Origin of the sequence: Algoriphagus sp. Y33 (assembly GCF_014838715.1) — a bacterium.
Lineage (GTDB): Bacteria > Bacteroidota > Bacteroidia > Cytophagales > Cyclobacteriaceae > Algoriphagus.
The window spans coordinates 1,663,658-1,686,381 of the sequence record NZ_CP061947.1; the positions used below are offsets into that span (position 1 = coordinate 1,663,658).

The following is a 22,724-nucleotide window of genomic DNA, read 5'->3' on the forward strand; positions in this document are numbered from 1 at the left end:
AATTTATAAACTAGAATAAATGAAACTAAGTTGCATTAATGGGATAAATGGTAAAAAATAAGAGCAAATGAGCCCTTTGATAGTTATTTGGATTACCAGTAAGTGTTGATAATTTGCTTTTAAGTTATGATTAGGCAAAACCTAGACAAATCATGTCATTCTGTGATATCTGTTCTGAACTGAAAATTCTAATTCATACTTTTAGCAAATGGAATTTGCCATAGTAGATATTGAAACCACCGGTGGAGCACCGAAGCATGGTGGTATTACGGAGATTGCTGTTTTGATACACGATGGAGAATCGATTGTAAGAGAATATCAGACGCTTCTGAATCCTGAACAAGCGATTCCAACCTATATCACCGGGTTGACGGGAATTGATAATTTCATGGTAAGGCATAAACCCACTTTTCCGGATATTCAGGAAGATCTATGGGAGTTGCTCGATGGTAGAGTGTTCGTGGCTCACAACGTCAGTTTTGATTATGGCTTCCTTCGTGAGGCATTTTTGAAAGTAGGAAAGGAGCTCAAAACACCTAAACTCTGCACTGTCCGCCTAAGCAGAAAAGTATATCCTGGCATGGGCTCCTATAGTCTGGGAAGACTTTGCGAAAGTCAAAAAATACAGATTGAAGCTAGGCACAGGGCGATGGGTGATGCTAAAGCCACGGCTATATTATTTGATCGAATGATCAAATCAGATTATCAGATTATCAACCAATCGCTTAAGAAAAATACGGGAGAAGCCTTTTTGCCGCCAAATTTTCCCCATTCAAAATTCAGGGAAATTCCGACCGCCTGCGGTGTTTACTATATGCTTGACGAACATGGCAAAGCCATCTACGTGGGAAAGGCGATAAATATCAGAGAAAGGTTTAAGAGCCACTTTTCAGGACAGTTACTTCCAAACCTTAAGCAAAAACTTAAGGCGGAAGTCTTTGATTTAAGGTGGGAGCTTACAGGAAGTGAATTTATGGCACTATTATTTGAAGCGTTGGAAATCAAAAGATTATGGCCTAAATATAATTCTGCTTTGAAGCTTCCTAAACGTATGCTGGGCTTGTTCCATTATGAGGATAATTCGGGCTATGGGAGGTTTCAGATCTCTAAGATTACCAAGTTTTTCAAACCTATAGAGTCCTTTTTCTCCCTAGAGGAAGCAAATGCATTTCTGAAAACAGGTATTGAGACGTATGGTTTGTGTCCCAAACTATGTGGTCTTAGAAAAGCGAACTGTGATCCGGTAGATGATCTGAGTTGCAATGGAGCTTGCAGCTTCAAAGAGGAGCCAAAGGAATATAATAAGCGTGTGACGGAGTTTATGGGAAAGATCAGGGAGAGTCAAAAGGAAATCCTGATCAAGCTGGATGGAAGAAACCCGACTGAAACTGCTTATTGTATGTTTGAAAGCGGTATGCTGAGCAAATTTTCCTACTTGGAAAATGACCGGATTTCCAACGATATTCCGTCCCAACTGAATCCTGTAGTACAGGTACCTGAGACTTATTACCTTTTGCGGCAATTTATCCATCAGCTAAGGGCTGAGCAGATTATGGTTTTGGAGTCGGCTAAATACAACCTATAAGTTAGCAGCATTAAATGTGTCGCCCTGATTAATATCCCCTGTTTCAAAGCCCTTTTTGAACCAGTTCATTCGCTGGGCCGAGGTGCCGTGAGTGAAAGAATCTGGAGTGACGCGGCCGGTAGCTTGCTTTTGTAGACGATCATCCCCAATAGCATTGGCAGCATTCAATGCTTCTTCCAAGTCTCCTTTTTCCATCCATCCCAGAGATTTTTGGCTATGGTGAGCCCAGACTCCTGCCAAGAAATCTGCTTGCAGTTCTAGTCTTACTGAATATTGATTGTATTCTTTTTCACTCAGCTGTCCACGCAGTTTGTTCAGTTGATCAGTGATCCCCATGATTTTCTGAATATGATGGCCTACCTCATGAGCGATGACATAAGCTTGGGCAAAGTCTCCCGGAGCATTTAATTTCACTTCCATGTCCCTGAAAAAACTCAGATCTATATACAATTTCTCGTCTCCGGGACAATAGAAAGGGCCTGTGGCACTGGAGGCAAGTCCACAGGCAGATGACACCTGTCCACTGTACAGAACCAAAGTAGGCTCTCTATAGCTTTCCAAAAGCTTATTCCATACATCTTCTGTATCTGCCAGAATGGTTTCGCTAAAGGCAGCCAGCCGATCTTCCTCCGCAGATGGAGTGTAATTGGACTCAGTGGTAAAACCTTGGCTGCCTCCGTCGATGAAATTCCCCAAAAAGGTAAGCGGGTTAGTGCCCGTGATCACCGAGATGGCAATGACTATACCAACGATGATCAGTCCGGTTTTGGAAAATAATATCTTGAGCAGGGGGCCAATAAGCATAGGATTAAATCCTCCTCCGCTCATTCCGCCACCGCTCTTGCCACGTCTATCCTCTACATTGGAGCTACGTCTTCTTCCTTCCCATTTCATCTGATTATATTTTGTTTTTTAAAGGCCATATCATATGCTCGCCTGTCGTCGGACAGGGAATCTCCCCGGGTTTATAATCATCCCAGTGAGTGACTTTTGAGTCATGCTCGATTTCATTGCATAAAAAGTTAGAATTTGTTTAAAATTAACCAAATTCAACAATTGAACATTGTCTTAAATTTATTTCAAAAAAAATAATCTAATCGCAAAATTTATGAATTCCGGAATTATTCGAAAACTTTCGCTCAGCTTGGCTCTTGGCTTGGCATTTACTGTTTTGCATGCCCAAACAGGAGTTGGGGTAAAGCCTGAGAAGGGAGCTAAACTTTATCTGGATGGCTCAAAGAAATCCTTAGAGAAAAATTGGGTGTATTGGGAAGGCCCAAGATTTGGGGCGGAAATGCCTATCAAATGGCTCGAGGTAACGGATCCTGTAGATGGGGGCAAGGCTATCAGCAGTAATGATCCTGCGGCAGCGGGAGGTTTGTATGGGGCAGCAGATATTGTGACCAAAGACAAGTTCAGGGATTTTAGGGCTCACGTTGAGTTTTTTATAAAAGATGAAGGAGGCAACTCCGGTGTTTACTTGCAAAACAGATATGAGATCCAGATCCTAGACGGAGATTACGGTGATCATGGTATGGCTGCACTAATCAATGAACATATACCTACTTCCAAAGAATACTATGGTTTGGGTAAGTGGAATGCTTATGATATTGAGTTTAAAGCGGCACGTTTTGAAAATGGCCAGCTGGTAGCCAAGCCCAGGGCGACAGTCTATCTGAACGGTGTGAAAATCCATGAAGACAAGGAGATACAACAAGTATGGGGCGGTCCAAACTCCGGTTTGGACGGTGGAAATGACGGTGGAAAGGGAATTACGGATACTCCCGGTGGGTTAAAGTTGCAGGCCGAAGGGCACGATGTGTTTTACAGAAATATCTGGATCAAAAAGCTTGATTTGGACGGAAAGTCTACTGACTTCTAAACTAAAAAGGCCCTAAATCCATACCATTCAGGGCCTTTTTGTTTAATCTGATTCTGTTTCAAACAACATTTGAAAGACTGTTTGTTCTTCCAAGATTTTTTGAGGCTAAATCTAAATCAGACACTTGGTGAATAAAGCAACTTATATTTCTCAGCTACAAACTGAGTTTACAATGGGGAAACTTTAGTCGGGGCAATCATAATTTGGGTAGTTATATTCTATAAAGGGCACTCAAAAGGGCACTCAACGGTTTAGCCATTTGATTTAATCGAATTATGCATTAGAAAATCTGCTGAGGCTTCAAACCGCCTAAAAATCAGTCGCTATGTTACATTTTTCGCTCTCACCGTAGCGGTTGCTACGACTAGATCTCCAAAGTGACTGATTTTCCCGCAGTTTGAACCCTTCCCGAAAAGAATCGGGACAGGCTGCTATTAATCCTAATGCAAAGTCAGGGTTAAAATCAAATTTTGGTTCCACGGCGATGGATTCATTCGAATATTTTGGGCTAGGCTTCGGGATGTAAAGTTCCGAATTTGGAGAAGAATTTTCGGGTAGAGAGAATGTGAGGGTTTGGATTGTTGGCTTCACTTTTCAAATTATCTCTGAATTATAATCCAAATATAGAGTAACTGTGTTTGATAATCCGATCTATCTATAGTTTTTTTTGATAAAAATGGAAAAAGTGGTTTTTACGGGGGGGGCGAGCTGCCTTGATATTATTTTTAATTATTGAATTATCTCTTTCAAGATCCCGGTTCCAAAGCCGATCATTTTCCAATCTGATATTTCCAAATCCATTACAGCCATCATCCCAGGCTGCAATCCCAGATAATGCTCCCCGGAAATGTGCGCTAGAAGCAGACTAATGGTAGGATTGTGGCCTACCAAAAGGCAAGATTGCACAGAGGAAGAAGTTTTTTCAAGTAGTTCGATCATATTGCCCATGTCGCCTTGATAGATCACCCGTGTGAAGATACTCTCCTTAATAATAACGTGTTTCTCTATCAAATTAGCAGTTTCCAAGGTGCGTTCTGCGGTAGAGCAATACATCAAATCAACGGATTTTAGGGTTGGAACTAAGCCTTCGGCCATGCGGATCAGGTTTTCTCGACCTTTTTTGGTGAGTTGTCTTTGAAAATCCGAACCTTGGGAAAAACCTGCTTCTCCGTGTCTGAGTAAAAACAATTGCTTCATGATAAGTGATTTATAACCTCAAAAGTAATTGTTACTTTAATCAAAAATCCCACCAATTCGGGTCTGCTTAATTTTAAATATTTGGACGAGAATACAATGCCATCTATTTTTAGCTTTTCTAAACGGGCTTGAATGCCCAGAAATATTGCTTTTTATGTCAAAAAACCTTGTTATCGTCGAGTCACCAGCCAAAGCCAAAACCATTGAGGGATATCTTGGCAAGGACTATAAGGTAGCATCCAGCTACGGTCACGTGCGGGATCTGCCTAAAGGCGATAAAGCGATCGATATTAAAAATAGATTTAATCCCACCTATGAGGTCACGGCCGACAAAAAGGAGGTGATCAAAAATCTCAAAGCTTTGGTGAAGGATGCAGAAACCGTCTACCTAGCGAGTGATGATGACCGTGAAGGAGAGGCGATTTCTTGGCATCTAAAAGAAGTATTGAAGCTGAAGGATGAGAATACCCGAAGAATTGTGTTTCGGGAAATTACCAAAAATGCGATTACCAAAGCAATCGAAAATCCGAGAGGAATTGATATAGATCTGGTAAATGCACAGCAAGCAAGACGTATTTTGGATCGATTGGTAGGGTTTGAACTTTCTCCCATACTTTGGAAAAAAATCAAAACAGGACTTTCTGCAGGTAGGGTTCAGTCGGTAGCAGTTCGTCTTATCGTAGACCGGGAGCGGGAGATAGAGAAACATAAGGCTAAGTCCAGCTTTCGAATCACGGCTATTTTCGAGGTAGAAGGAAAGACATTCCAAGCAGAACTTCCTAAGAAATTCGATACTAAAGCTGAAGCTGAGGAGTTTTTAAAGAAATGCCTTGAAGCTGATTTTTCGGTAGCTAATCTAGAGAAAAAACCGGGGAAAAAATCTCCCGCAGCACCTTTTACCACTTCTACACTTCAGCAGGAGGCGAGTAGAAAGCTTTATTTCTCAGTGGCGCAGACCATGTCTGTAGCGCAGAAACTGTATGAAGCAGGTAAGATTACTTATATGAGGACAGACAGTGTGAATCTGTCTGATGACGCTATGGCTTCTGCCAAAAATGCGATTCATGATTCATACGGTGACAAATACCATAAATCAAGAAAATTCACAACAAAGTCAGAAGGTGCCCAGGAAGCTCACGAAGCCATCCGTCCTACAGACTTTGCCAACTCCCATGTTTCGGGAGAGCGTAACGAGCAACGCCTCTATGAGCTGATCTGGAAGCGTTCTATCGCTTCGCAGATGGCAGATGCGGAATTGGAGAAAACTATTATTACGGTTGATATCTCCAATCAACCACAAAATCTTGTTGCTACCGGAGAAATCATCAAGTTTGACGGATTTCTTAAAGTGTACTTGGAAGATACAGATGATGAGCCGGAAGAGGATGACAGCAACGATGGCAAGGCACTTTTGCCGCCTTTGACTATTGGTCAAAATTTAAATCTTCAGGAAATGAAAGGCAGGGAGACATTCTCCAGACCTGCTCCGAGATATACAGAAGCATCGTTGGTAAAGAAGTTGGAGGAACTGGGAATCGGGCGTCCGTCCACTTATGCACCTACAATTTCTACCATACAAAGACGTGAATATGTGATCAAGGAATCCAGAGATGGCACGCCTAGGGAATATGTTGAAATGATCATTGCCAAGGGAGCATTCAAGGATGCAACCAAAACTGAAAATACGGGAGCTGAGAAACAGAAACTTTTCCCTACCAATATCGCAATGGTGGTGAATGACTTCTTGGTAGAGCATTTTCCAAATGTTATTGACTTTAGCTTCACAGCAAGAGTAGAAAAGGAATTTGATGATATCGCAGCAGGAGGGCAAGTTTGGCAGGATATGCTGGATTCTTTCTACGGGGATTTCCATAAGAATGTAGAGGATACCGAGCAGGTTTCCAGACAGGATATCAACTCAAGCCGGGAACTTGGGAATCATCCGGTCAGTGGAAAGCCGATAATTGCCAGACTTGGTAAGTTTGGTCCATTGGTTCAGATCGGTGATGCTGAAGATGAAGAGAAACAGTTCGCCAGCTTAAAAAAGGGGCAGTTTATTGAGAATATCACCCTGGAGGATGCACTTGAGTTGTTCAAATTACCTCGTGATATCGGGATGTTTGAGGATAAGAAAATGGTGGCAGCCATAGGAAGATTTGGCCCCTATGTTCGTCATGATGGCTCATTTGTTTCGCTTCCAAAAGAAATGGATCCACTAAGTGTCACTGAAGAGGAAGCAATCCAGCTGATCAAAGACAAACGTGAAGCAGATGCAAAGAAACATATTAAATCCTTTGATGAGAATCCTGAAATTCAAATTTTGAACGGTAGATGGGGGCCTTATATCAAGATGGGTAAGAATAATTATAAGATACCCAAGGATAAGGAAGCTGAAGCATTGACATATGAAGAGACGATTCATATTATTGAAAATCAGCCTGAACCTAAGAAAAAGGGCGGGCGATTTGCCAAGAAAAAGTAATTAACACAGCTAGTTTGGACTTTATATAGACAAGCCTAATTCAATTCTATCAAAGATTGTTTTAGGCTTGTTTCTGTCTCGGAGGAATTTTTCGGCTTTAGCGCAGACAATTTTTAAGAGAACTGTAGCTGATTACGATATCGACAGGCTAATTCCATTGGCCACATTTTTTAGCTAACACCAGATGAGCCATTTGGATGGGTAGTAACAGTTACATGGGGTGGGAAAGGGTTGGTGAGCTACTTCCTTTTGATTATTACCCTAAAGAAATTAAGTCAGGTGAACAATTGTGGATCCTGAAACAAGTTACTTTAAAAAATCTGGCTGCTTATAGCTGGGATTTGGATAGGTGTAGAAGCCTTCACCGGATTTGACTCCCAGTTTCCCCTGATCCACGTAGGTTTTGAGCAATGCTGCAAAAGCTCTCGACGCCTGATTTCTTTTGGAGTTGGTGATGTGCCATGCCGTATCCAATCCTACCTTGTCCAAGATCCCAAAGGGGCCTGCCGCCATATTGAAATTTATCATCCAGGATTTATCTACAGCTTCTACTTCTGCTATTTCTCCAGTCAATAGTCTGCCTGCAGCATCGATCCAAGCTATCAACAACGTATTGAAAATGTAACCTGGGTTTTCTTTTTTAATCAAAATAGGTACTTGATTCAGCTTTCTTCCAAGATCATCTAAAATACCAATCACCTCTACAGCAGTACCCACATGCGGCATAATGTCCACAACTCTGGAATGAAATACATCATGAAAGTGAAATGCGCAGAATTTCTCCGCCCTTCCCGATATTTCGGCAAACTGAGATGGAAGTAGGTAAGAGGTATTGGTCGTAAAAATAGTATGATTTGCGGCCAGATTTCCTATTTCTTTCCATACGTTCATTTTGACTTCAGAATTTTCAGTTACATTTTCACTGACAAGATCAACCCGCTGAAGTGCTTCTTTAAGATTCCCTGTGAAAGAAATTCTTTCCATAGCTAGGATTGCCTCTTCTTTATTTAACCGGCCTGAACGGATCATTTGAGCTACTGACTTATTCATGGTGTCCAAAGATTTTTTCAAACTTTTCTCTTCAATATCAAAGACATTGACCTGATAGCCTGAAATTGCAGCTTGCAAAGCAATTCTGGTACCCATGTTACCGGCACCTATAATACCTATGGTATAAATGTTCATTAGGATTTGATTTTCTATGAATTAAATGGTGAATCCACCATCAGCAGTAAAAACAGATCCGGTGGTATATGAGGAGGCTGGTGAAGCTAAGAATAAGGCCATAGAACCAATTTCATCTGCAGTGCCCATTCTCTTGATGGCTAGTTTTTTCATCACCATGTCCATGATTTTCTCATTTGACCATAGCGGTTCAGAGAATTTGGTTTCGATCAATCCGGGACAAATCACATTCACCCTGATTTTTGCTTCTCCCCATTCTTTTGCCAAGACCTTGGTCATGGATATTAAAGCTGCTTTGCTTACGCTGTAGATTCCCAATCCATGTTCAGGTGAAATTCCGCCTATGGAACTGATATTTATTACCGAAGCATTGGAAGATTTTCTGAGATGGGGCCAGCATAGTTTTGAGAGCTCGAAAGGAGCCTTGAGATTCACATTCATTATTTTATCAAAAGCTTCCATACTCGTTTCATGTACAGGTCCGAAAACGGGACTTGTCGCAGCATTATTGACTAAAATATCAAGCTGTCCGCATGATTCAATTGTTTTCTTTACCAATCCCGGCAGCTCCTCCATATTTCCTACATTACAAGCTATGCCCTGTGCTTCATATCCTTTAGCCCGAAGCCTGCCGGCCATTTCATCCACAGCTTCCTGTTTTCTACTGCAAAGCACCACTTTTGCGCCCGCAGCGGCAAAAATTTCGCTTATACTAAAACCGATTCCTTTACTGGCGCCGGTGATGAGTGCGACTTTTCCCTGGAGGGAGAATAGAGAAGAGAGATCCATAAGTAGGTACGTTTTCTTCCTTCAAGATAAAGAAAGATAAAGAGTAAGCCTGAACGAATGCATATTATTGTCAGTTTAAATAGATATGAATTTCAGAATCAAAATAGATGACTATGAAATCAAGCATGACTCTCTGATGATTAGCCATGCGATCTGCCTGCCGTCTTTAGGCAGGGATTCTCTGTCCGACGACAGACGGGCATCTACCCGCTAAAAAACAAATTATGATCATATGAAATCGAGCATGACGAATAAGGTCACACAACTTGTCCCGAACTTGATTCGGGAGAGGGATGATTATTCACCGAGCGAGATTCCATCTGAACTCTTAAAACAAAATATAAACAGATGAAAGAAGTGATTTTTGAGGAAATCGGCAGAGCCGCGGACGTATTGAAGGTGAGAGAAGCACCGGCACCCGAGCCAGAAGGCCATGAGGTTCAGATAGAAGTAAAAGCAAGAAATATCAATCCCTCCGATCTGATGTTTATAAGGGGGCGGTATGGGATTCAGCCTGATTTACCGAGCAGTGCAGGTTTTGAAGCAGCGGGAATAGTAAGTAAGCCAGACGCTGAGGGAAAATTCCCTGCGGGAACCAGAGTGATGTTTACAGCTCAAGGGACTAATATGGGTACTTGGAGAGAGTACATTACACTTTCTGTCAAGCAAGTTATCCCTATGCCGGAAGGCATGTCCTTTGAAGTAGCCTGTCAGGCTTTTGTTAATCCCGTAACTGCGGTGGCTATGGTCAATAAATCGGGGTTGAATGCCGGAGAATGGCTTTTGCTCACTGCAGGAGCTTCTGCTTTTGGGAAATTTGCTATTCAGATAGCTAAAAACAAGGGAATCAAAGTGGCCTGTACTGTCCGTCATGATGAACAGAAAAAACACCTAACCGATCTCGGTGCCGATCTGGTGATTAATACAGAGAAAGAAGATTTGAAAAAAGTGATCAAAGAAGTGGTGGGTGAAGGAGTCTCTGTAGTATTTGATGCTGTAGGAGGAGAACTGGGAGCGGAGGCATTGTCGTGTATCAAGAAATTCGGCACGATGTACGTGTTTGGGATGTTGAGCATGCAGAATTTATCCCTTAATACGGGAATGATGATCTTCAAAGAAGTGAAAATAGAAGGATTTTGGCTGAGTAGTGTTTTACAGAGGATAAGTGAGGAGGATAGAGCAGAGCTTTATAAGGAAACCCAGTCCTTTTTGATGCGGGAAGATTCTAAGGCTGAAGTGGCTGAAAAATTTCCGCTTACTGAAGTGAAGGCAGCAATTGAGGCATATAACAAACCGGGAAGAAACGGGAAAGTACTTTTGGTGAGTTAATTTCTTTGAAATAGTTCTTCATAAAAAAAGGGATTCCCCATCTTTGCATTTCAAATCAAAAAACTGAAAAGAATGAATTGGGATACGCTGGACAAAGAGCTTACCGAAATTGTAGAAAAAAGAAATCAACTTGCCGCTATGGATTACAGCGACGAAAGATATGATGATCTGGAAGAAGAACTTCATGACTTGGAGGATGATTTCAACGAGAACTATGAGGATAGGCTTGAAACTGAACTTGAGAAAATTCAAGATAAGTTGCAGTCCGATACGGATATTCTTTTGCCCACGGCATATATCGCCAATGCCTACAAGCCCCTTCTTCCCGATGCTAATGGTATTGTAAGCTATGAAGTCTCCGGACTTCAAGGCGTGCCTATAGAATCCGAGCAATTTGACAAGCAAGATGTCCGGATCGTATTGGTTCCCAATCCCGCACGATTTGTAATGCTGATCAATGGCAGGCAGCTGAAGGATCTGTGGAGAAGTAGATAAGATTAAGTATCAAGATATTAGTATTGAGTATCTAGACTTTAGTATCAATATGATGATAGGTTATAAAATCATAAATCTAGTTTTATGATCTAACTAATTTGAAAGACCTGGCGAGTAGCCGGGTTTTTCTGTTTTTCACTGCTGATCCAAGTTGAAGCTTAAAACCGATGATAAATACAGGGTTTTATTAACAAGGCTAATGAACTTGGGCTGAACATAGATTTAATTGAGAAGACCACCGTTTATCCTATTTGGTCTTTGGAATTATGCCCAATAAATTAAAATTTAACCAATGAATTCAAAAAGAGTAGTTATTACGGGCTTGGGGGCACTTTCTGCTCTTGGCAATGATGTGAAGACCAACTGGAGAAATGCTAAGGAAAGCGTAAGCGGTGCGGGTGCAATCACCTATTTTAATGCTGAAAAATTCAAAACCCGATTTGCCAGCGAAATCAAAAATTTTGATCCTACGCTGAAACTCGACAGAAATGAGATCAAACGCGCTGATCTCTATACTCAATATGGCCTGTATGCAGCTTCCGAAGCAATGGAAGATTCCGGTTTGGATGTTTCCCAATTGGCTTCACCGTTTGATGCAGGTGTGATCTGGGGCACAAGCCAAGGCGGTATGAATACGTTTGAAAAAGAGATGAAAGAGTTTGTGGAAAATGATTTAAGCCCACGATTCAATCCTTTTTTCATTCCTAAGTATCTGGTGAATATGGCTTCAGGAGTGATTTCCATGAAGTACGGCTTTATGGGAATCAATTATACTCCTGTGACAGCCTGTGCATCTTCCAACAGTGCGATCATGGATGCTTTCAATTACATCAAGTGGGGCAAAGCCAAAGTGATTATCACGGGTGGTTCGGATGCTCCGATTACGGAAGCTTCTATGGGAGGATTTAATGCGCTGAAAGCACTTTCTACACGAAATGAAAATCCTACACTGGCCTCAAGACCATTTGATGCAGATAGAGATGGTTTTGTGATGGGAGAAGGTGCTGCTGCTTTGATCTTGGAGGAATATGAGCATGCAAAGAAACGCGGCGCAAAGATCTATGGAGAAGTAGTGGGGGCAGCCATGACAGCCGATGCTTATCATTTGACGGCCACTCACCCGGAAGGTGAGGGAGCCTATACCTGCATGAAGTTTGCCTTGGAAGAAGCTGGCTTGAGTATACAGGATGTGGACTACCTTAATGCCCATGCTACTTCTACTCCGACAGGCGACTTGAGTGAAATCAAGGCTGTGTCAAGACTGCTGAATGGCACCTACGATAAACTGCATATTTCCTCTACTAAATCCATGACAGGGCATTTGCTGGGAGCTGCGGGAGCAATAGAAGCTATCTTCTGCGTCAAGGCAATCAATGAAGGCGTAGTGCCGGCAACTATCAATACAGAAAATTTAGATCCGGCAATTCCTACGGGAATTCAGATAGTGACCAAGAATGTTGTCGAGAAAAAAATAAAAGTTGCCTTGAGCAATACCTTTGGTTTCGGAGGGCATAATGCGACAGTGATTTTCAAAGAGTTTGTCTAACCTTTGGGGTTTAGACCCCAAAGGTTTTGTTTTTCACCACACCTCCTTAGAAACTGCATAGAAACATACAAGGAGATTTTTGAAAAGTGTGTTTGCTTATCTAAAACGGAAATATCAGCAGGACATGCTGACCGACTGTATTAAAATCCCGCCAGACCCGATTCAGTTCGGTATGGGTTTTGGCAGCTTCCAAACCTGAGAAGGGGTAGAGCCGTCCAGTAATTTTACGGCATTTTTGGGTAAGTATTCTGCTTACTTCGCTAATTTTCTTCAATCTAGAATCTGATATTTTTCCTTTTTTTTCCAGTTCACCCCATGAAGCATTGACTTGATGATAAAACTCATCCCGAAGATTTTGAAGTTTTTCCTCTTGCTTTCCCAGTAGTTTAAGGAAGTACTCAAGATGCTTTTTATCATAGCTTCTGTACTCATGCCTTCTCCAAAACGACTGCTCTATCAATTCCTTTAAGTGAAGAGAAATACCCAAAATATTCGCTGCAAGCGTAGCTTCGGCAAACTGAAGAAAGGGGTATTGGTAAACGGAAGCAGTCAATTGAGCTTTTTCCGGAAGAATTTCAAAGCAACGGTTTAGTGGAACTTCAACGTCATCGCATCGAAAAGCATGGCTTCCTGTAGCTACCATTCCCATGTAATTCCAACCGTCAAGAATAGTTACATCTTTTCTGTCGAGGACAAAAGCTTTGATCACCGGCTTTCCTTTTCCATCCAACAGTGCCTTCCCATCTTCCAATATCCCGCAATTGGCAGTGAGATGTGTAGCATGCAAGGCTCCCGATGCATAGGTCCAACTTCCGGAAATGATGTACTTTTCATCCACCAAATTGGCTTTTCCTCCTACAAATCCACTTCCTGCCAAGCAGAGTTTTTCGTCGGGGAAAATATCATTACGAAGTGACTCATCCATAAAGCCGACAAACCAGGCTGCACCTGCACAGAGCGTCACTGTCCATCCCAGACTCCCGTCCAGCTTTGCCAGTTTTTCCTCAATTTCCAAGGCTTCAGGCAGGGTACAACCCAGTCCTCCCAAGTCCTTTGGCACAAAAATCTTAAACCATTTTTCGGAATAAATCTCAGCCAGCCATTCCTCGGGAAGGTATCCAAGTTCTTCTGCTTTGGTAGCGAGTTCGTGGCTAAACAGTTTTGACTTTTCCATGGGCGTGGTCTAGTTCTTTTTTCCAATCGAAATAACCCAAAATGGCTATGACGAAAAGGAAAATGGTGAGAAATGAGATTAGAATCAGTTGCTTGTGAAAGAGCAAAGGAATGGCTACGATATTTGACACATTCAGCCATATCCAGTTTTCCAACTTTCTTTTTGCCAGAAGCCACATCCCTGCCCAGGCAGTAGAGGATACAAAAGCATCGATCACAGGCACATCGGAGTCGGTAAAATTGGTAAGCATAAAATAGAGAAATACCCAGCCGCCGAGGGCGATTGCCCAGGTGATTTTCTGCTCAGTAACTGTACTTCTTGAGATTTGCGAGGCCCCGGAATTCGATCTGTTTTTCCACATGGCCCAGCCATAAATACTCATTATTAGGTAATAAGCATTGAGCAGGGTTTCGGCGTAGAGCTTGGCATCCACAAGCAAGAAGCCCGAACACGAGATTCCGATGATGCCCGCGGGATAGAGCAACACATTGTTTTTGCGGGCGAGCAGCACTGAGGTGACTCCAAAACCCACAGCGAACCATTCCAGTACACTCGTGGATTTGATCTGCTCAGCGAGCAGACTCATGTCAATATACAATAGCATTTGAATAACGTTTTTGGATTATTCAAAAAAGGGAGAACAGTAATCTAGTCCCTACGCCGGCATTACCCGGATCAGGTGCTCAGTGATCGCTCACCGATGGGTATGATCTCAGCCCGAAATATTAGGGCACCCCTTAATTGATGATACTAAGATAGGGATTTATACATGATTTCGCTCTACGAGCCGGACTATCTAAGTTCGCTTCGCATAAAGAGGAATTTCCAAAACCTAAGGAATTATGGAAAATAACCAAGCAGGGAGCTAAAGTTGTAGCAAAGCACCGGGAAGCTTTATTGATGGATTGGGGCAAAAGATGCGAGTGGCTGAAATAGGATGATAAATCCTAGACCGATACCGTTATATCAGCTTTAGATAAATCAAATTCTGATTTCATTCCAATTAAGGTATGCATTATTTTAAATAGAAAGGCCTATTCCCATAGCAGGGAATAGGCCTTTATCATTTTATAAGTACTACGTACTTAATTACTTACTGCCACCATATTCTTGGTTTTGTTCTATCAGCGTATTATCCAATTCCAAAAGTGGAATTGGGAGAATTTCATGCTTTCCTGCCACAAAGCCTTTGCTTGCAAGTGCTTCTGCTGCTTTTCCATTTCGGACTAGGTCAAACCATCTATGACCTTCTCCTGCGAGTTCCAGACGTCTTTCTTCCAAAATTGTATGTATGGAAACGGGGATAGTTCCCAAGCCGACTCTAGCCCGAACGGCATCTAGCAGAGCCTGTGCACGGCCTGTATTTCCACCGCCTCTTACGAGTGCTTCAGCTTCCAAAAGATAGGAATCTGCAAGACGGATTTCATAGATATTTTGACGGAAGTTCAGTTCCATCACTCCGCCTCCCGTGGATCTGTCTTTCTGACGTCCTGCAAATTTCTCTAAGAAATAGCCGGTATTGTTGTAGCCTTTTTCATAAGTTACAGCTCCCGCTTTTTCCAAGCTATCCAAATCCGCAATGGTCGCTGATTTACGCGGATCGTTTTTCATCACTTGATACAAATCCGGAGTAACAGTCAAAAAGCTCCAGCCGGAAACATAATCAGGTGCAGTATCTGCGATTGGATTGTAACCCCGTGGACCTACCATGATGTTCAAAAGATTCCCTTCTGTACATCCCACGCATCCCCAATCACCATTTGATGTATTCGTAAAGGATACTTCGAAAATTGACTCCGAATTGAATTTATTATCAACTTCAAATAGATCGGAGAACTTGTCCAGTAATTTGTATCCATACTGGCTGGTACCACCGGGAGTTCCGTTTACCATTTCAAATTGCTCCGCTGCCAGCGCAAATTTTTCCTGCTGCAAATAGACCTTTCCCAAGACTGCACGTGCCATTCCTTCAGTAGCTCTTCCCGCTTCGGTTTCCGGATTGAGCTGGACAGGAAGGTTGGGAAGTGCTTCCAAAATATCCGCTTCTATCTGTGCATATACTTCAGAAGGATCTGCCTGTACCACATCGAACATTTCGGACGTAGAGATAGGCTCTGTGAAAAGCGGTACGTTTTCAAACAAGCGCACCAAATCGAAGTAGAAGTATGCCCTAAGGAATGTGGCTTCTGCATGATAGCGGGCTTTTAACGACTCATCCATAGGCACTTCAGGAAGCTTTTGTATAAGTACATTTGCACGAAAAACACCTGAAAAGCCCTTACTCCAAAGATCTCCTTGGGGACCGTTTGCAGGATCCAGTGTGTAATTGGACCATACTTGGATAGAAGTAACATCATTTGGGCCTCCACCGCCTGCAAAATGATCATCTGATGCAGCATTAAGAGCAGTCAGTTTGGTTACGTATCCTCCCCCTTGCATTCCGACTACGTCATATACGGCAACCAACCCATTGAATGCTTCTTCTTGGTTCTGATAATAGTTGGATTCCAAATCTGTGCCTCTAGGCTTGATTTCAAGAAAATCATCAGAGCAGGAACTCAATGTCAATGCCGTCAAAGCGATGGCAACGAGATTTTTTTTATGTTTTAACATGATTAGAGTCAATTTTGATTAAAAACCTACATTTACACCGACCATAAACGAGCGGGCTTGTGGATAAATACCACGGTCAATGCTCATGACCCCACCGCCGATTTCGGGATCATACCCTGTGTATTTGGTGAGCGTGAGCAAGTTTTCGCTCATCACATATACTCTGGCCTTTTTCATGCCGACTTTGCCTGCAATGGCAGTAGGAAGTGTATAGCCGAATTGGAGTGTTTTGATGCGGAAGTAAGATCCATCCTCCAAATAGAAATCCGATGGATTGCCGAAGTTTTTGTTAGGATCACCATCTACCAGCCTTGGATAGGAATTGTTGTCTCCGGCTTCTGTCCATCTGCCAAGAGCTTCTGTCTGCCAGTTTGCAGTTCCGATATCTAATCTTCTAAGGCCTTGGAATACTTTGTTTCCCGCTACTCCCTGTCCAAAGAGAACCAAATCAAAGGCTTTATAAGCCAAATTCACGGTGAATCCGTAGGACCAAGTAGGAGTAGGGTTTCCAATATAGGTCCGGTCTTTCTCGGTGATCTGTCCGTCTCCATCCAAGTCTGCCCAGATAAAATCGCCGGGTTTGGCATTTGGCAAAATCTGATTGCCATTGGAATCCACATAGTTTGCCACTTGCTCTTCAGTCTGGAAAATTCCCAATTTCTGAAATCCAAAGAAAGAATTGGCCGCTTGTCCCAACCCGGTTCGGGTGATAGGGTAGGTGCTTGCCTGGAAGCTTTGTCCACCTGAAATAAAATCTATATTGGCACCCAGATCAGTCACTTCATTGTGCAGATAAGATACGTTTCCGCTCATACCGAGATTGAGATTACCAAGTTGCTTTCTATAGCCGACTTCAAGTTCTACTCCCTTGTTTACCATATCCGCAACGTTTGCAGCAGGATTGGAAATCGCTCCAACATAGGAAGGGATTCTTGGGTTTTGAAGTATACCGGTGGTGACCTTTTTGTACATGTCGAACGTCACATTGAAGTCTTCGAAAACTGTAGCCTCAACGCCGATGTTGGCTTGACTTGTTTGTTCCCACTTCAGATCAGGATTGGATGGCGCATTTGGGCTATATCCGATCAGATAACTTCCATTTGTACCAATTGTATAATTTCTGCCACCCCCGATAGTGGACAAGTAAGCAAAGTCACCGATGTTGTCATTTCCCACCACACCGTATCCACCACGTACTTTTAGGAAGTCAACGACATTGTTGCTTGGCCAGAAGTTCTCCTGGGAGACAACCCACCCTGCGGAGAATGAAGGGAAAACGCCGTAACGGTTATTCTCTCCGAATCTTGAAGAACCGTCACGACGGACAAGCGCTTCCAGTAGGTATTTTTCTTTGAAGTTGTAGTTGGCTCTTGCAAAGAGGGAAGTTACTGCGTGTCCCGAACCTTCGGAACCTGTAGCAACACGCTGATCGCTGGGCACATTGTAATTCAATGAAGCGTCGTCAAAATTATCAGCAGGAACATTGAAATAAGTGACACCAAGTGATCTTGTAGTATTGTCCAAATAAGCTCCCTGCCCCAGCAATACCGTGAAGGTATGATCTTCTATGCTTTTGGTGTAAGACACCGTATTCTCCAGATTCCAGTCGAAACCTCTACTTTGATTTCTGGTAAAGGACGTTTGGTTAGATACGTTGGATCCGTTGAGATAAAAAAGCGGTGTAAAGGATTCATTTCCCCAGTAAGAAAGTTTCGCTCCCAATGTGGAACGGAACTTCAATCCTTTAATAGGTTCTGCTACAGCATAGGCATTTCCCACGATATTATCAGACCACCCATAATTCCCCAGTCTTGTTTGGATGTAAGCCAGCGGATTAACCATCTCTTGACCCACGATGGTAGATATGCCGTAAGGATTTCCGTTAGGATCCCTGATCACATTTGGGGAAGTATATGGCGGCTGCGAAGCAAGAGCAGGGTCGGTGATTACAGCCGGCGTGATAGGATCCAGATTGATCGCAGAGCTCAAGGGCCCGCCAAATTCTGAATTTGTATTTCCCAGCCCGATGGATTTGTCATGGGCATAACCCAGGTTTTGGCCTATGGTCAGCCATTTGGCCAGTTTGTGCTCCGAATTCAGGCGTATGTTAGTTCTCTTGTAGCTGGAAATATCTGTAGCTACAATACCGTCTTGTTGCAAGTGCCCAAAGGATGCATAGAAGGTAGAAACTTCATTTCCTCCGCTTACACTTACTTCATGATTTTGTCGACGGGCATCGTTGTTGAAAATCAAATCCTGCCAGTCGGTTCCTTCACCATAGCTGGCCGGGTTGCTAAAGATAGGGTTATTACCTGCGTTGACGGCTGACTCATTTCTCAAGGTTGCGTAATCTGTCGCGTTGAGAAGATCCAACTTCTTTGCAGGAGCGGAGGTACCGTAATAGCCATGGTAGTTTACACGGATTTCCCCTGCTTTTCCTTTTTTGGTAGTTACCAAAATCACCCCTGCGGCAGCTCTTGCTCCGTAGATGGCCTGAGACGAAGCATCTTTGAGCACTTCAATGGATTCAATATCGGATTGGTTGAGGTAGCCGATTCCGCCATTATCCACGACCACGCCGTCCACCACCCATAGGGGATTGTTATTCCCCAGGGTGGTTATGCCCCGGATCCTAATGGAAGAGGCAGCACCTGGCTGTCCAGAACTAGCCGCCACCGTAAGTCCGGAAGTACGTCCTTGAAGAGCTTGTTCTACGCGGTTGATTGGCATATTTTCCAAATCCGAAGCTTTTACGCTAGAGATAGCTCCCGTCACTACGCTCTTTTTCTGAACACCGTAGCCTACTACAATCACTTCTTCCAGATCACTGCTGGATTCAGCTAATTGTACATTGATTACTGATTGATTAGACACCGGTACTTCTTGGGAATCAAATCCAAGAAAACTGAATACTAAGGTGCTTCCTGTGGAGGCATTGATACTGTAATCACCATTGATATCGGTGACGGCACCATTTGTGGTCCCTTTTTCGATTACTGTCACTCCAGGGAGTATATCTCCATCTGACTGAAGCGTGACTTTTCCTGTAATTTTCACTTGTTGGGCATACACTACGCTTGCCAAAAGCAACAAACAGGAAAAGAAGAAAATAGTAAAGATTCTTCTTTCCATTAGAAATGGGTTTAGGTTAAGTTGACTAAATGAACTAAATGCTAGTCTACTTTCAACAGTAGATTCACAACCGTCAAAACTGCTAACCCCAACTCAAATTAGCACTACAGCGTAGCACTACATCACCTCTACAAAAACTCTAAAAACTTCGTTAATGACTCTTTTGATACACTACTTGACCACTACATTTAATTTCTTGGGGAATAAGTGATGCAATGTTTGAACAAAGGGTGAAATAAATACCCGGAAAAAAGTTCTCGAATTGTCGAGAGTGGTTTAGGAAATTGTAATCTCAATCAGGAAATCATGGAGATTCACTTCAGTGCTGATCTGTAATTTTTTCCTAAGCCTATATCTACCCACTTCCACCGCCTTCAAGGATATACTCATAAGGTCTGCAATTTCTTTGGAAGAGAGATTCATCTTCACAAATGCACATAGCTTTAGTTCATTAGCTGTGAGCGTAGGGAATTTTCCTCTGAGGATTGTAAGGAAATTGGAATGGACATGATCAAAATGTATGGCGAATCTATCCCAATCGTCATCACCTCGCTCTACTTCATTGATCAGTCTGATTACTTTTTTGGCATTAAGTTCAGATTCACTTTCAGCCATAAGCTCTTCTTTGATTTTGGTAAGAACTTTCCCCCGCTGGAGCAAGTGCATAGTCGTGGAGCCAAGTTCTTGATTTTTATAGTTGATTTCTGCTTGTAACTTTTCGTTCCTTAGCTGTACGATTTCCTTCTCTGTTCGTTCCAGAGCCAAATTATGCTTGTCCTTCAAGTGTTTCTGTGCCAGGATATGCTTTTTATTCTGTCTGGTAAAGAACCAATAAACTGTACCTATCAATAAGACAAAATAAAGAACATAGGCCCATACCGTCTCGTACCATGCAGGCAAAACTTTAAATGTATAGCGAGCGATATCCGATTCATTTCCTAAATTGTTCCTTGATTTTACCTCGAACGTATAGGTTCCTGCACCCAGATTGGTATAATCCTTTTCGAATCTATCTGTCCACTCACTCCAACCTTGGTCAAATCCCCGAAGCAAATAACTGTATTCTAAGTTTTCAAGCTGCCGAAATGTAGTGGAGGTGTATTCCAGGTGAATGGAATTCATTGTATGAGAGAATTCCTGTATATCATTTTCGGCTTCCTTGCCAACCTGTATGGTATAGACTACAGTATCTTGTTGGCCAAAAAGGCTTACTTTCCCTATCCAGCTGTTGGGTCGACTGATTCTCTTTCTGTACTGCTCATAATTAATGTGGAAAAATCCTTTATTAGAACCCACCAATATATTTTTTTTGTCAATTGGATAGATGAATTCATGGCCACCTATGACTTTTCCTGAAAGTTCCGGCAAATAAACTAGTGTAAAAGGCAGCTCATTATTAGGCATGCTGAAATCGATGACTCCGATTCTTTTATTGGACACAAACCATACGTTGCCTTCTTGGTCTTCTTGCAGGTATTGAATACTCATTCCTCTGAGCACTCCTTTGAAAATATCTGATTGCCTGAACCCCGCTGTCTTTTGGTCGAATTCGTAGATTCCTGATTCTGTAGCTATAAGGATTCTGTTCTTCACCTGAAAGGCATAATTGTAAAGATCTGAGGGCAAACCGTCTACCGCTGTGTAGGTCGAGGTTTTGATAACGTTCAAGAAATTATCTGAAAGCTCCTGGCGGTAGATGCCTCTATAGGGATGGGAACCCCAGAGTTCACCTGTATTGAATTGCATCTTCAAAAACCGGAGAGATTCAGAGAGTTCACCTATAGCCCCCAGGTTTTCTAACGTAGTGTTATTTTCCGAAAGAAGCTGCATACCTGTATAAGTTCCAACGTAGATTTTCGAACTTGGATAGATAGCAGTAGCCGGCTGAAAAACCCACGCTCCGGTATGATTGAAAATAGCTTTGGTACGATCCTCCACAATTTCAAAAGCACCATTTTCATGGCCCATAAGTAAACGGTCATTGATTTCTTGTATTTTCCAGACTTGTCCTTCTGATCCTTGAATTAAAGTAAATTCTCCTTTAGCGAAACTCAAATCCTTGATTTTTGAGGAAAGAGTAAATTTGTAAAGTCCATCCGAAGTGCCTAGATATAGCTGGTCTTTATAGCTTATGGCCGTATAGCCTGATACGCGCTTGTCTGCATCGGGCTGAATTTCTTTGATCGGATTTTGGAAATCTATGTAATCTATCCCATCATCCAGTCCAATCCATAAGCCAAAGTCTTTGTCTACATAAATACTTCGTACATTGTTAGTTTGTAATCCTTGGGCAATAGTGAATTGTTGTATCGTTTTGCCTTCAATGTCCATTATCAGAACTCCAGAGGACTTGGTTCCTATGGCATAAGTTTCAGAATCGATTTGGGTGACGGTGTTTACCCAACTTTTCCTAAGCAATTCGTCTATTTCAGTGGTGAAAGGTTTTAGTCCATTTGCATCTAAAAGATATATTCCATGGGATAGGGTAGTAATAAGTAAATTATCAGAGTCAAATGGAAGTATGCTGACAATATGGGGAAATGTGGTAGCCTGAGATTTTAGTGCTTTTTTCCAAATTCCATTTGAGAACTCCATTAGCCCCATTTCTTTGTCCTGGGCATATACTTTGTCATTTACTACACCTAAATACAGCCATTCTGTCTCAGAAGTGAATACATGCATTACTTCATCTTTGAAATGATAAATTCTGTTGTGCTCAAGAAAAAAGAACTCATCACCACGATTTACGATCTGCCAGATATCGGAAAAGCTTCTGGCACGTTCAGGGAGAAGATGTTTCAGTGAATGGAAATTCAATTGGCCGTTTGAAGCTGCCTGAAAATATCCTATTTCATCCTGTCCTCCGACAAAGAGACGGTTATTGGAATCGAATTTTGCGGAACGAATGATGGTTTTGTTGGGAAGCTGGTAAAGCTCCCAGAAGTTTCCGTTGAAAGTAAGCAAACCTTCATTGTTGCCAAAGTAAATAACTCCTTTTTCATCCTGGGTTGCACCCCAATTCTGAAGCCCTGCCTGATATGTCTTATTGGTGAAATTCTTGATCTTGGGAGACGCCAGTTCAGCTTGTGGATAGACAGAACGTGAAAAGAAAATAAGTAAAATAAATGTCAATAGGACATTTTTCATTTAATATAATTAAATAGTTGGGTTTAGTTGTTGTTAGATTTACTCTGATTCCCAACTGATGCTAGTATCGCTGTAAATCTGTTTTCCTGATCTTGTGCGCAAGTTTATTAAATATTTTCAGACTGCGGGGAGTTTAAATTCAATCCCATCCATTGCTTGACTTTTATC

At 42.3% G+C, this 22,724-nt stretch carries 17 protein-coding genes and 1 riboswitch; of the genes, 7 read left to right on the forward strand and 10 right to left on the reverse strand.

What is annotated here, in order from left to right:
• Positions 1 to 208 precede the first annotated feature (208 nt).
• A complete protein-coding gene (locus tag ID165_RS06685) occupies positions 209 to 1,585 on the forward strand; it encodes an exonuclease domain-containing protein (protein WP_192349589.1) in 1,377 nt (458 codons plus the stop codon).
• Here the strand turns inward: ID165_RS06685 and ID165_RS06690 are convergent.
• The gene (locus ID165_RS06690) at positions 1,580 to 2,479 is read right to left on the reverse strand and encodes a neutral zinc metallopeptidase (protein WP_192349590.1); all 900 of its coding nucleotides are present in this window, start codon (positions 2,477 to 2,479) and stop codon (positions 1,580 to 1,582) included. The genes ID165_RS06685 and ID165_RS06690 overlap by 6 nt on opposite strands.
• 214 nt (positions 2,480 to 2,693) lie before the next feature.
• Between ID165_RS06690 and ID165_RS06695 the strand changes: the two genes are divergently transcribed.
• Entirely contained in the window at positions 2,694 to 3,467 is a 774-nt protein-coding gene (locus ID165_RS06695) for a DUF1080 domain-containing protein (RefSeq protein ID WP_192349591.1), read from the forward strand.
• A 309-nt stretch (positions 3,468 to 3,776) separates the two neighbouring features.
• On the opposite strand, the gene ID165_RS26655 is transcribed toward ID165_RS06695, so the two are convergent.
• Entirely contained in the window at positions 3,777 to 4,058 is a 282-nt protein-coding gene (locus ID165_RS26655; protein WP_225587015.1) for a hypothetical protein, read from the reverse strand.
• A 138-nt stretch (positions 4,059 to 4,196) separates the two neighbouring features.
• Complete coding sequence (locus tag ID165_RS06700) at positions 4,197 to 4,664, reverse strand: histidine phosphatase family protein (RefSeq protein WP_192349592.1); 468 nt, start codon at positions 4,662 to 4,664, stop codon at positions 4,197 to 4,199.
• Between the two features lie 154 nt (positions 4,665 to 4,818).
• On the opposite strand from ID165_RS06700, the gene topA reads away from it, so the two are divergent.
• Positions 4,819 to 7,146, forward strand: a complete 2,328-nt coding sequence (gene topA / locus ID165_RS06705; RefSeq protein ID WP_192349593.1) for a type I DNA topoisomerase — start codon at positions 4,819 to 4,821, stop codon at positions 7,144 to 7,146.
• 306 nt (positions 7,147 to 7,452) lie between these two features.
• Here topA and ID165_RS06710 read toward each other — a convergent pair whose 3' ends face one another.
• Complete coding sequence (locus tag ID165_RS06710) at positions 7,453 to 8,331, reverse strand: 3-hydroxyacyl-CoA dehydrogenase NAD-binding domain-containing protein (RefSeq protein ID WP_192349594.1); 879 nt, start codon at positions 8,329 to 8,331, stop codon at positions 7,453 to 7,455.
• 21 nt (positions 8,332 to 8,352) lie between these two features.
• Positions 8,353 to 9,120 (reverse strand): SDR family NAD(P)-dependent oxidoreductase, encoded by a 768-nt coding sequence (locus ID165_RS06715; protein ID WP_192349595.1) that lies wholly within the window; start codon positions 9,118 to 9,120, stop codon positions 8,353 to 8,355.
• 85 nt (positions 9,121 to 9,205) lie between these two features.
• Here ID165_RS06715 and ID165_RS26895 point away from each other — a divergent pair, with 85 nt between their 5' ends.
• The 4 genes from ID165_RS26895 (at position 9,206) to fabF (ending at position 12,490) form a co-directional block, all read left to right on the forward strand.
• Positions 9,206 to 9,334: a hypothetical protein gene (locus ID165_RS26895; RefSeq protein WP_255505158.1), complete on the forward strand. Its 129-nt coding sequence runs from the start codon at positions 9,206 to 9,208 to the stop codon at positions 9,332 to 9,334.
• A gap of 134 nt (positions 9,335 to 9,468) precedes the next feature.
• Positions 9,469 to 10,449 (forward strand): zinc-dependent alcohol dehydrogenase family protein, encoded by a 981-nt coding sequence (locus ID165_RS06720; protein ID WP_192349596.1) that lies wholly within the window; start codon positions 9,469 to 9,471, stop codon positions 10,447 to 10,449.
• A 72-nt stretch (positions 10,450 to 10,521) separates the two neighbouring features.
• A complete protein-coding gene (locus tag ID165_RS06725) occupies positions 10,522 to 10,944 on the forward strand; it encodes a hypothetical protein (protein WP_192349597.1) in 423 nt (140 codons plus the stop codon).
• A gap of 292 nt (positions 10,945 to 11,236) precedes the next feature.
• Entirely contained in the window at positions 11,237 to 12,490 is a 1,254-nt protein-coding gene (fabF, locus tag ID165_RS06730; protein ID WP_192349598.1) for a beta-ketoacyl-ACP synthase II, read from the forward strand.
• 100 nt (positions 12,491 to 12,590) lie between these two features.
• Here the strand turns inward: fabF and ID165_RS06735 are convergent, their stop codons facing one another.
• The 5 genes from ID165_RS06735 to ID165_RS06755 form a co-directional block, all read right to left on the reverse strand.
• Complete coding sequence (locus tag ID165_RS06735) at positions 12,591 to 13,664, reverse strand: acyl-CoA dehydrogenase (protein ID WP_192349599.1); 1,074 nt, start codon at positions 13,662 to 13,664, stop codon at positions 12,591 to 12,593.
• Positions 13,642 to 14,268 carry a nicotinamide riboside transporter PnuC gene (gene pnuC / locus ID165_RS06740; protein ID WP_192349600.1) on the reverse strand — a complete coding sequence of 209 codons (627 nt, stop codon included), beginning with the start codon at positions 14,266 to 14,268 and terminating at the stop codon, positions 13,642 to 13,644. Before pnuC ends, ID165_RS06735 begins: the two co-directional genes overlap by 23 nt.
• A gap of 30 nt (positions 14,269 to 14,298) precedes the next feature.
• A riboswitch (TPP riboswitch) is annotated at positions 14,299 to 14,412 on the reverse strand.
• A gap of 341 nt (positions 14,413 to 14,753) precedes the next feature.
• On the reverse strand, positions 14,754 to 16,277 hold the full coding sequence (locus ID165_RS06745) for a RagB/SusD family nutrient uptake outer membrane protein (protein ID WP_192349601.1): 1,524 nt from the start codon (positions 16,275 to 16,277) through the stop codon (positions 14,754 to 14,756).
• A gap of 18 nt (positions 16,278 to 16,295) precedes the next feature.
• On the reverse strand, positions 16,296 to 19,409 hold the full coding sequence (locus ID165_RS06750) for a TonB-dependent receptor (RefSeq protein WP_192349602.1): 3,114 nt from the start codon (positions 19,407 to 19,409) through the stop codon (positions 16,296 to 16,298).
• Between the two features lie 276 nt (positions 19,410 to 19,685).
• Positions 19,686 to 22,556: a triple tyrosine motif-containing protein gene (locus ID165_RS06755; protein ID WP_192349603.1), complete on the reverse strand. Its 2,871-nt coding sequence runs from the start codon at positions 22,554 to 22,556 to the stop codon at positions 19,686 to 19,688.
• Positions 22,557 to 22,724: the final 168 nt, after the last annotated feature.

Coding starts and splice junctions, on each gene's coding strand:
- ID165_RS06685 (WP_192349589.1), top strand. CDS start 209: ATGGAATTTGCCATAGTAGATATTGAAACCACCGGTGGAGCACCGAAG.
- ID165_RS06690 (WP_192349590.1), bottom strand. CDS start 2,479: ATGAAATGGGAAGGAAGAAGACGTAGCTCCAATGTAGAGGATAGACGT.
- ID165_RS06695 (WP_192349591.1), top strand. CDS start 2,694: ATGAATTCCGGAATTATTCGAAAACTTTCGCTCAGCTTGGCTCTTGGC.
- ID165_RS06700 (WP_192349592.1), bottom strand. CDS start 4,664: ATGAAGCAATTGTTTTTACTCAGACACGGAGAAGCAGGTTTTTCCCAA.
- topA (WP_192349593.1), top strand. CDS start 4,819: ATGTCAAAAAACCTTGTTATCGTCGAGTCACCAGCCAAAGCCAAAACC.
- ID165_RS06710 (WP_192349594.1), bottom strand. CDS start 8,331: ATGAACATTTATACCATAGGTATTATAGGTGCCGGTAACATGGGTACC.
- ID165_RS06715 (WP_192349595.1), bottom strand. CDS start 9,120: ATGGATCTCTCTTCTCTATTCTCCCTCCAGGGAAAAGTCGCACTCATC.
- ID165_RS26895 (WP_255505158.1), top strand. CDS start 9,206: ATGAATTTCAGAATCAAAATAGATGACTATGAAATCAAGCATGACTCT.
- ID165_RS06720 (WP_192349596.1), top strand. CDS start 9,469: ATGAAAGAAGTGATTTTTGAGGAAATCGGCAGAGCCGCGGACGTATTG.
- ID165_RS06725 (WP_192349597.1), top strand. CDS start 10,522: ATGAATTGGGATACGCTGGACAAAGAGCTTACCGAAATTGTAGAAAAA.
- fabF (WP_192349598.1), top strand. CDS start 11,237: ATGAATTCAAAAAGAGTAGTTATTACGGGCTTGGGGGCACTTTCTGCT.
- ID165_RS06735 (WP_192349599.1), bottom strand. CDS start 13,664: ATGGAAAAGTCAAAACTGTTTAGCCACGAACTCGCTACCAAAGCAGAA.
- pnuC (WP_192349600.1), bottom strand. CDS start 14,268: ATGCTATTGTATATTGACATGAGTCTGCTCGCTGAGCAGATCAAATCC.
- ID165_RS06745 (WP_192349601.1), bottom strand. CDS start 16,277: ATGTTAAAACATAAAAAAAATCTCGTTGCCATCGCTTTGACGGCATTG.
- ID165_RS06750 (WP_192349602.1), bottom strand. CDS start 19,409: ATGGAAAGAAGAATCTTTACTATTTTCTTCTTTTCCTGTTTGTTGCTT.
- ID165_RS06755 (WP_192349603.1), bottom strand. CDS start 22,556: ATGAAAAATGTCCTATTGACATTTATTTTACTTATTTTCTTTTCACGT.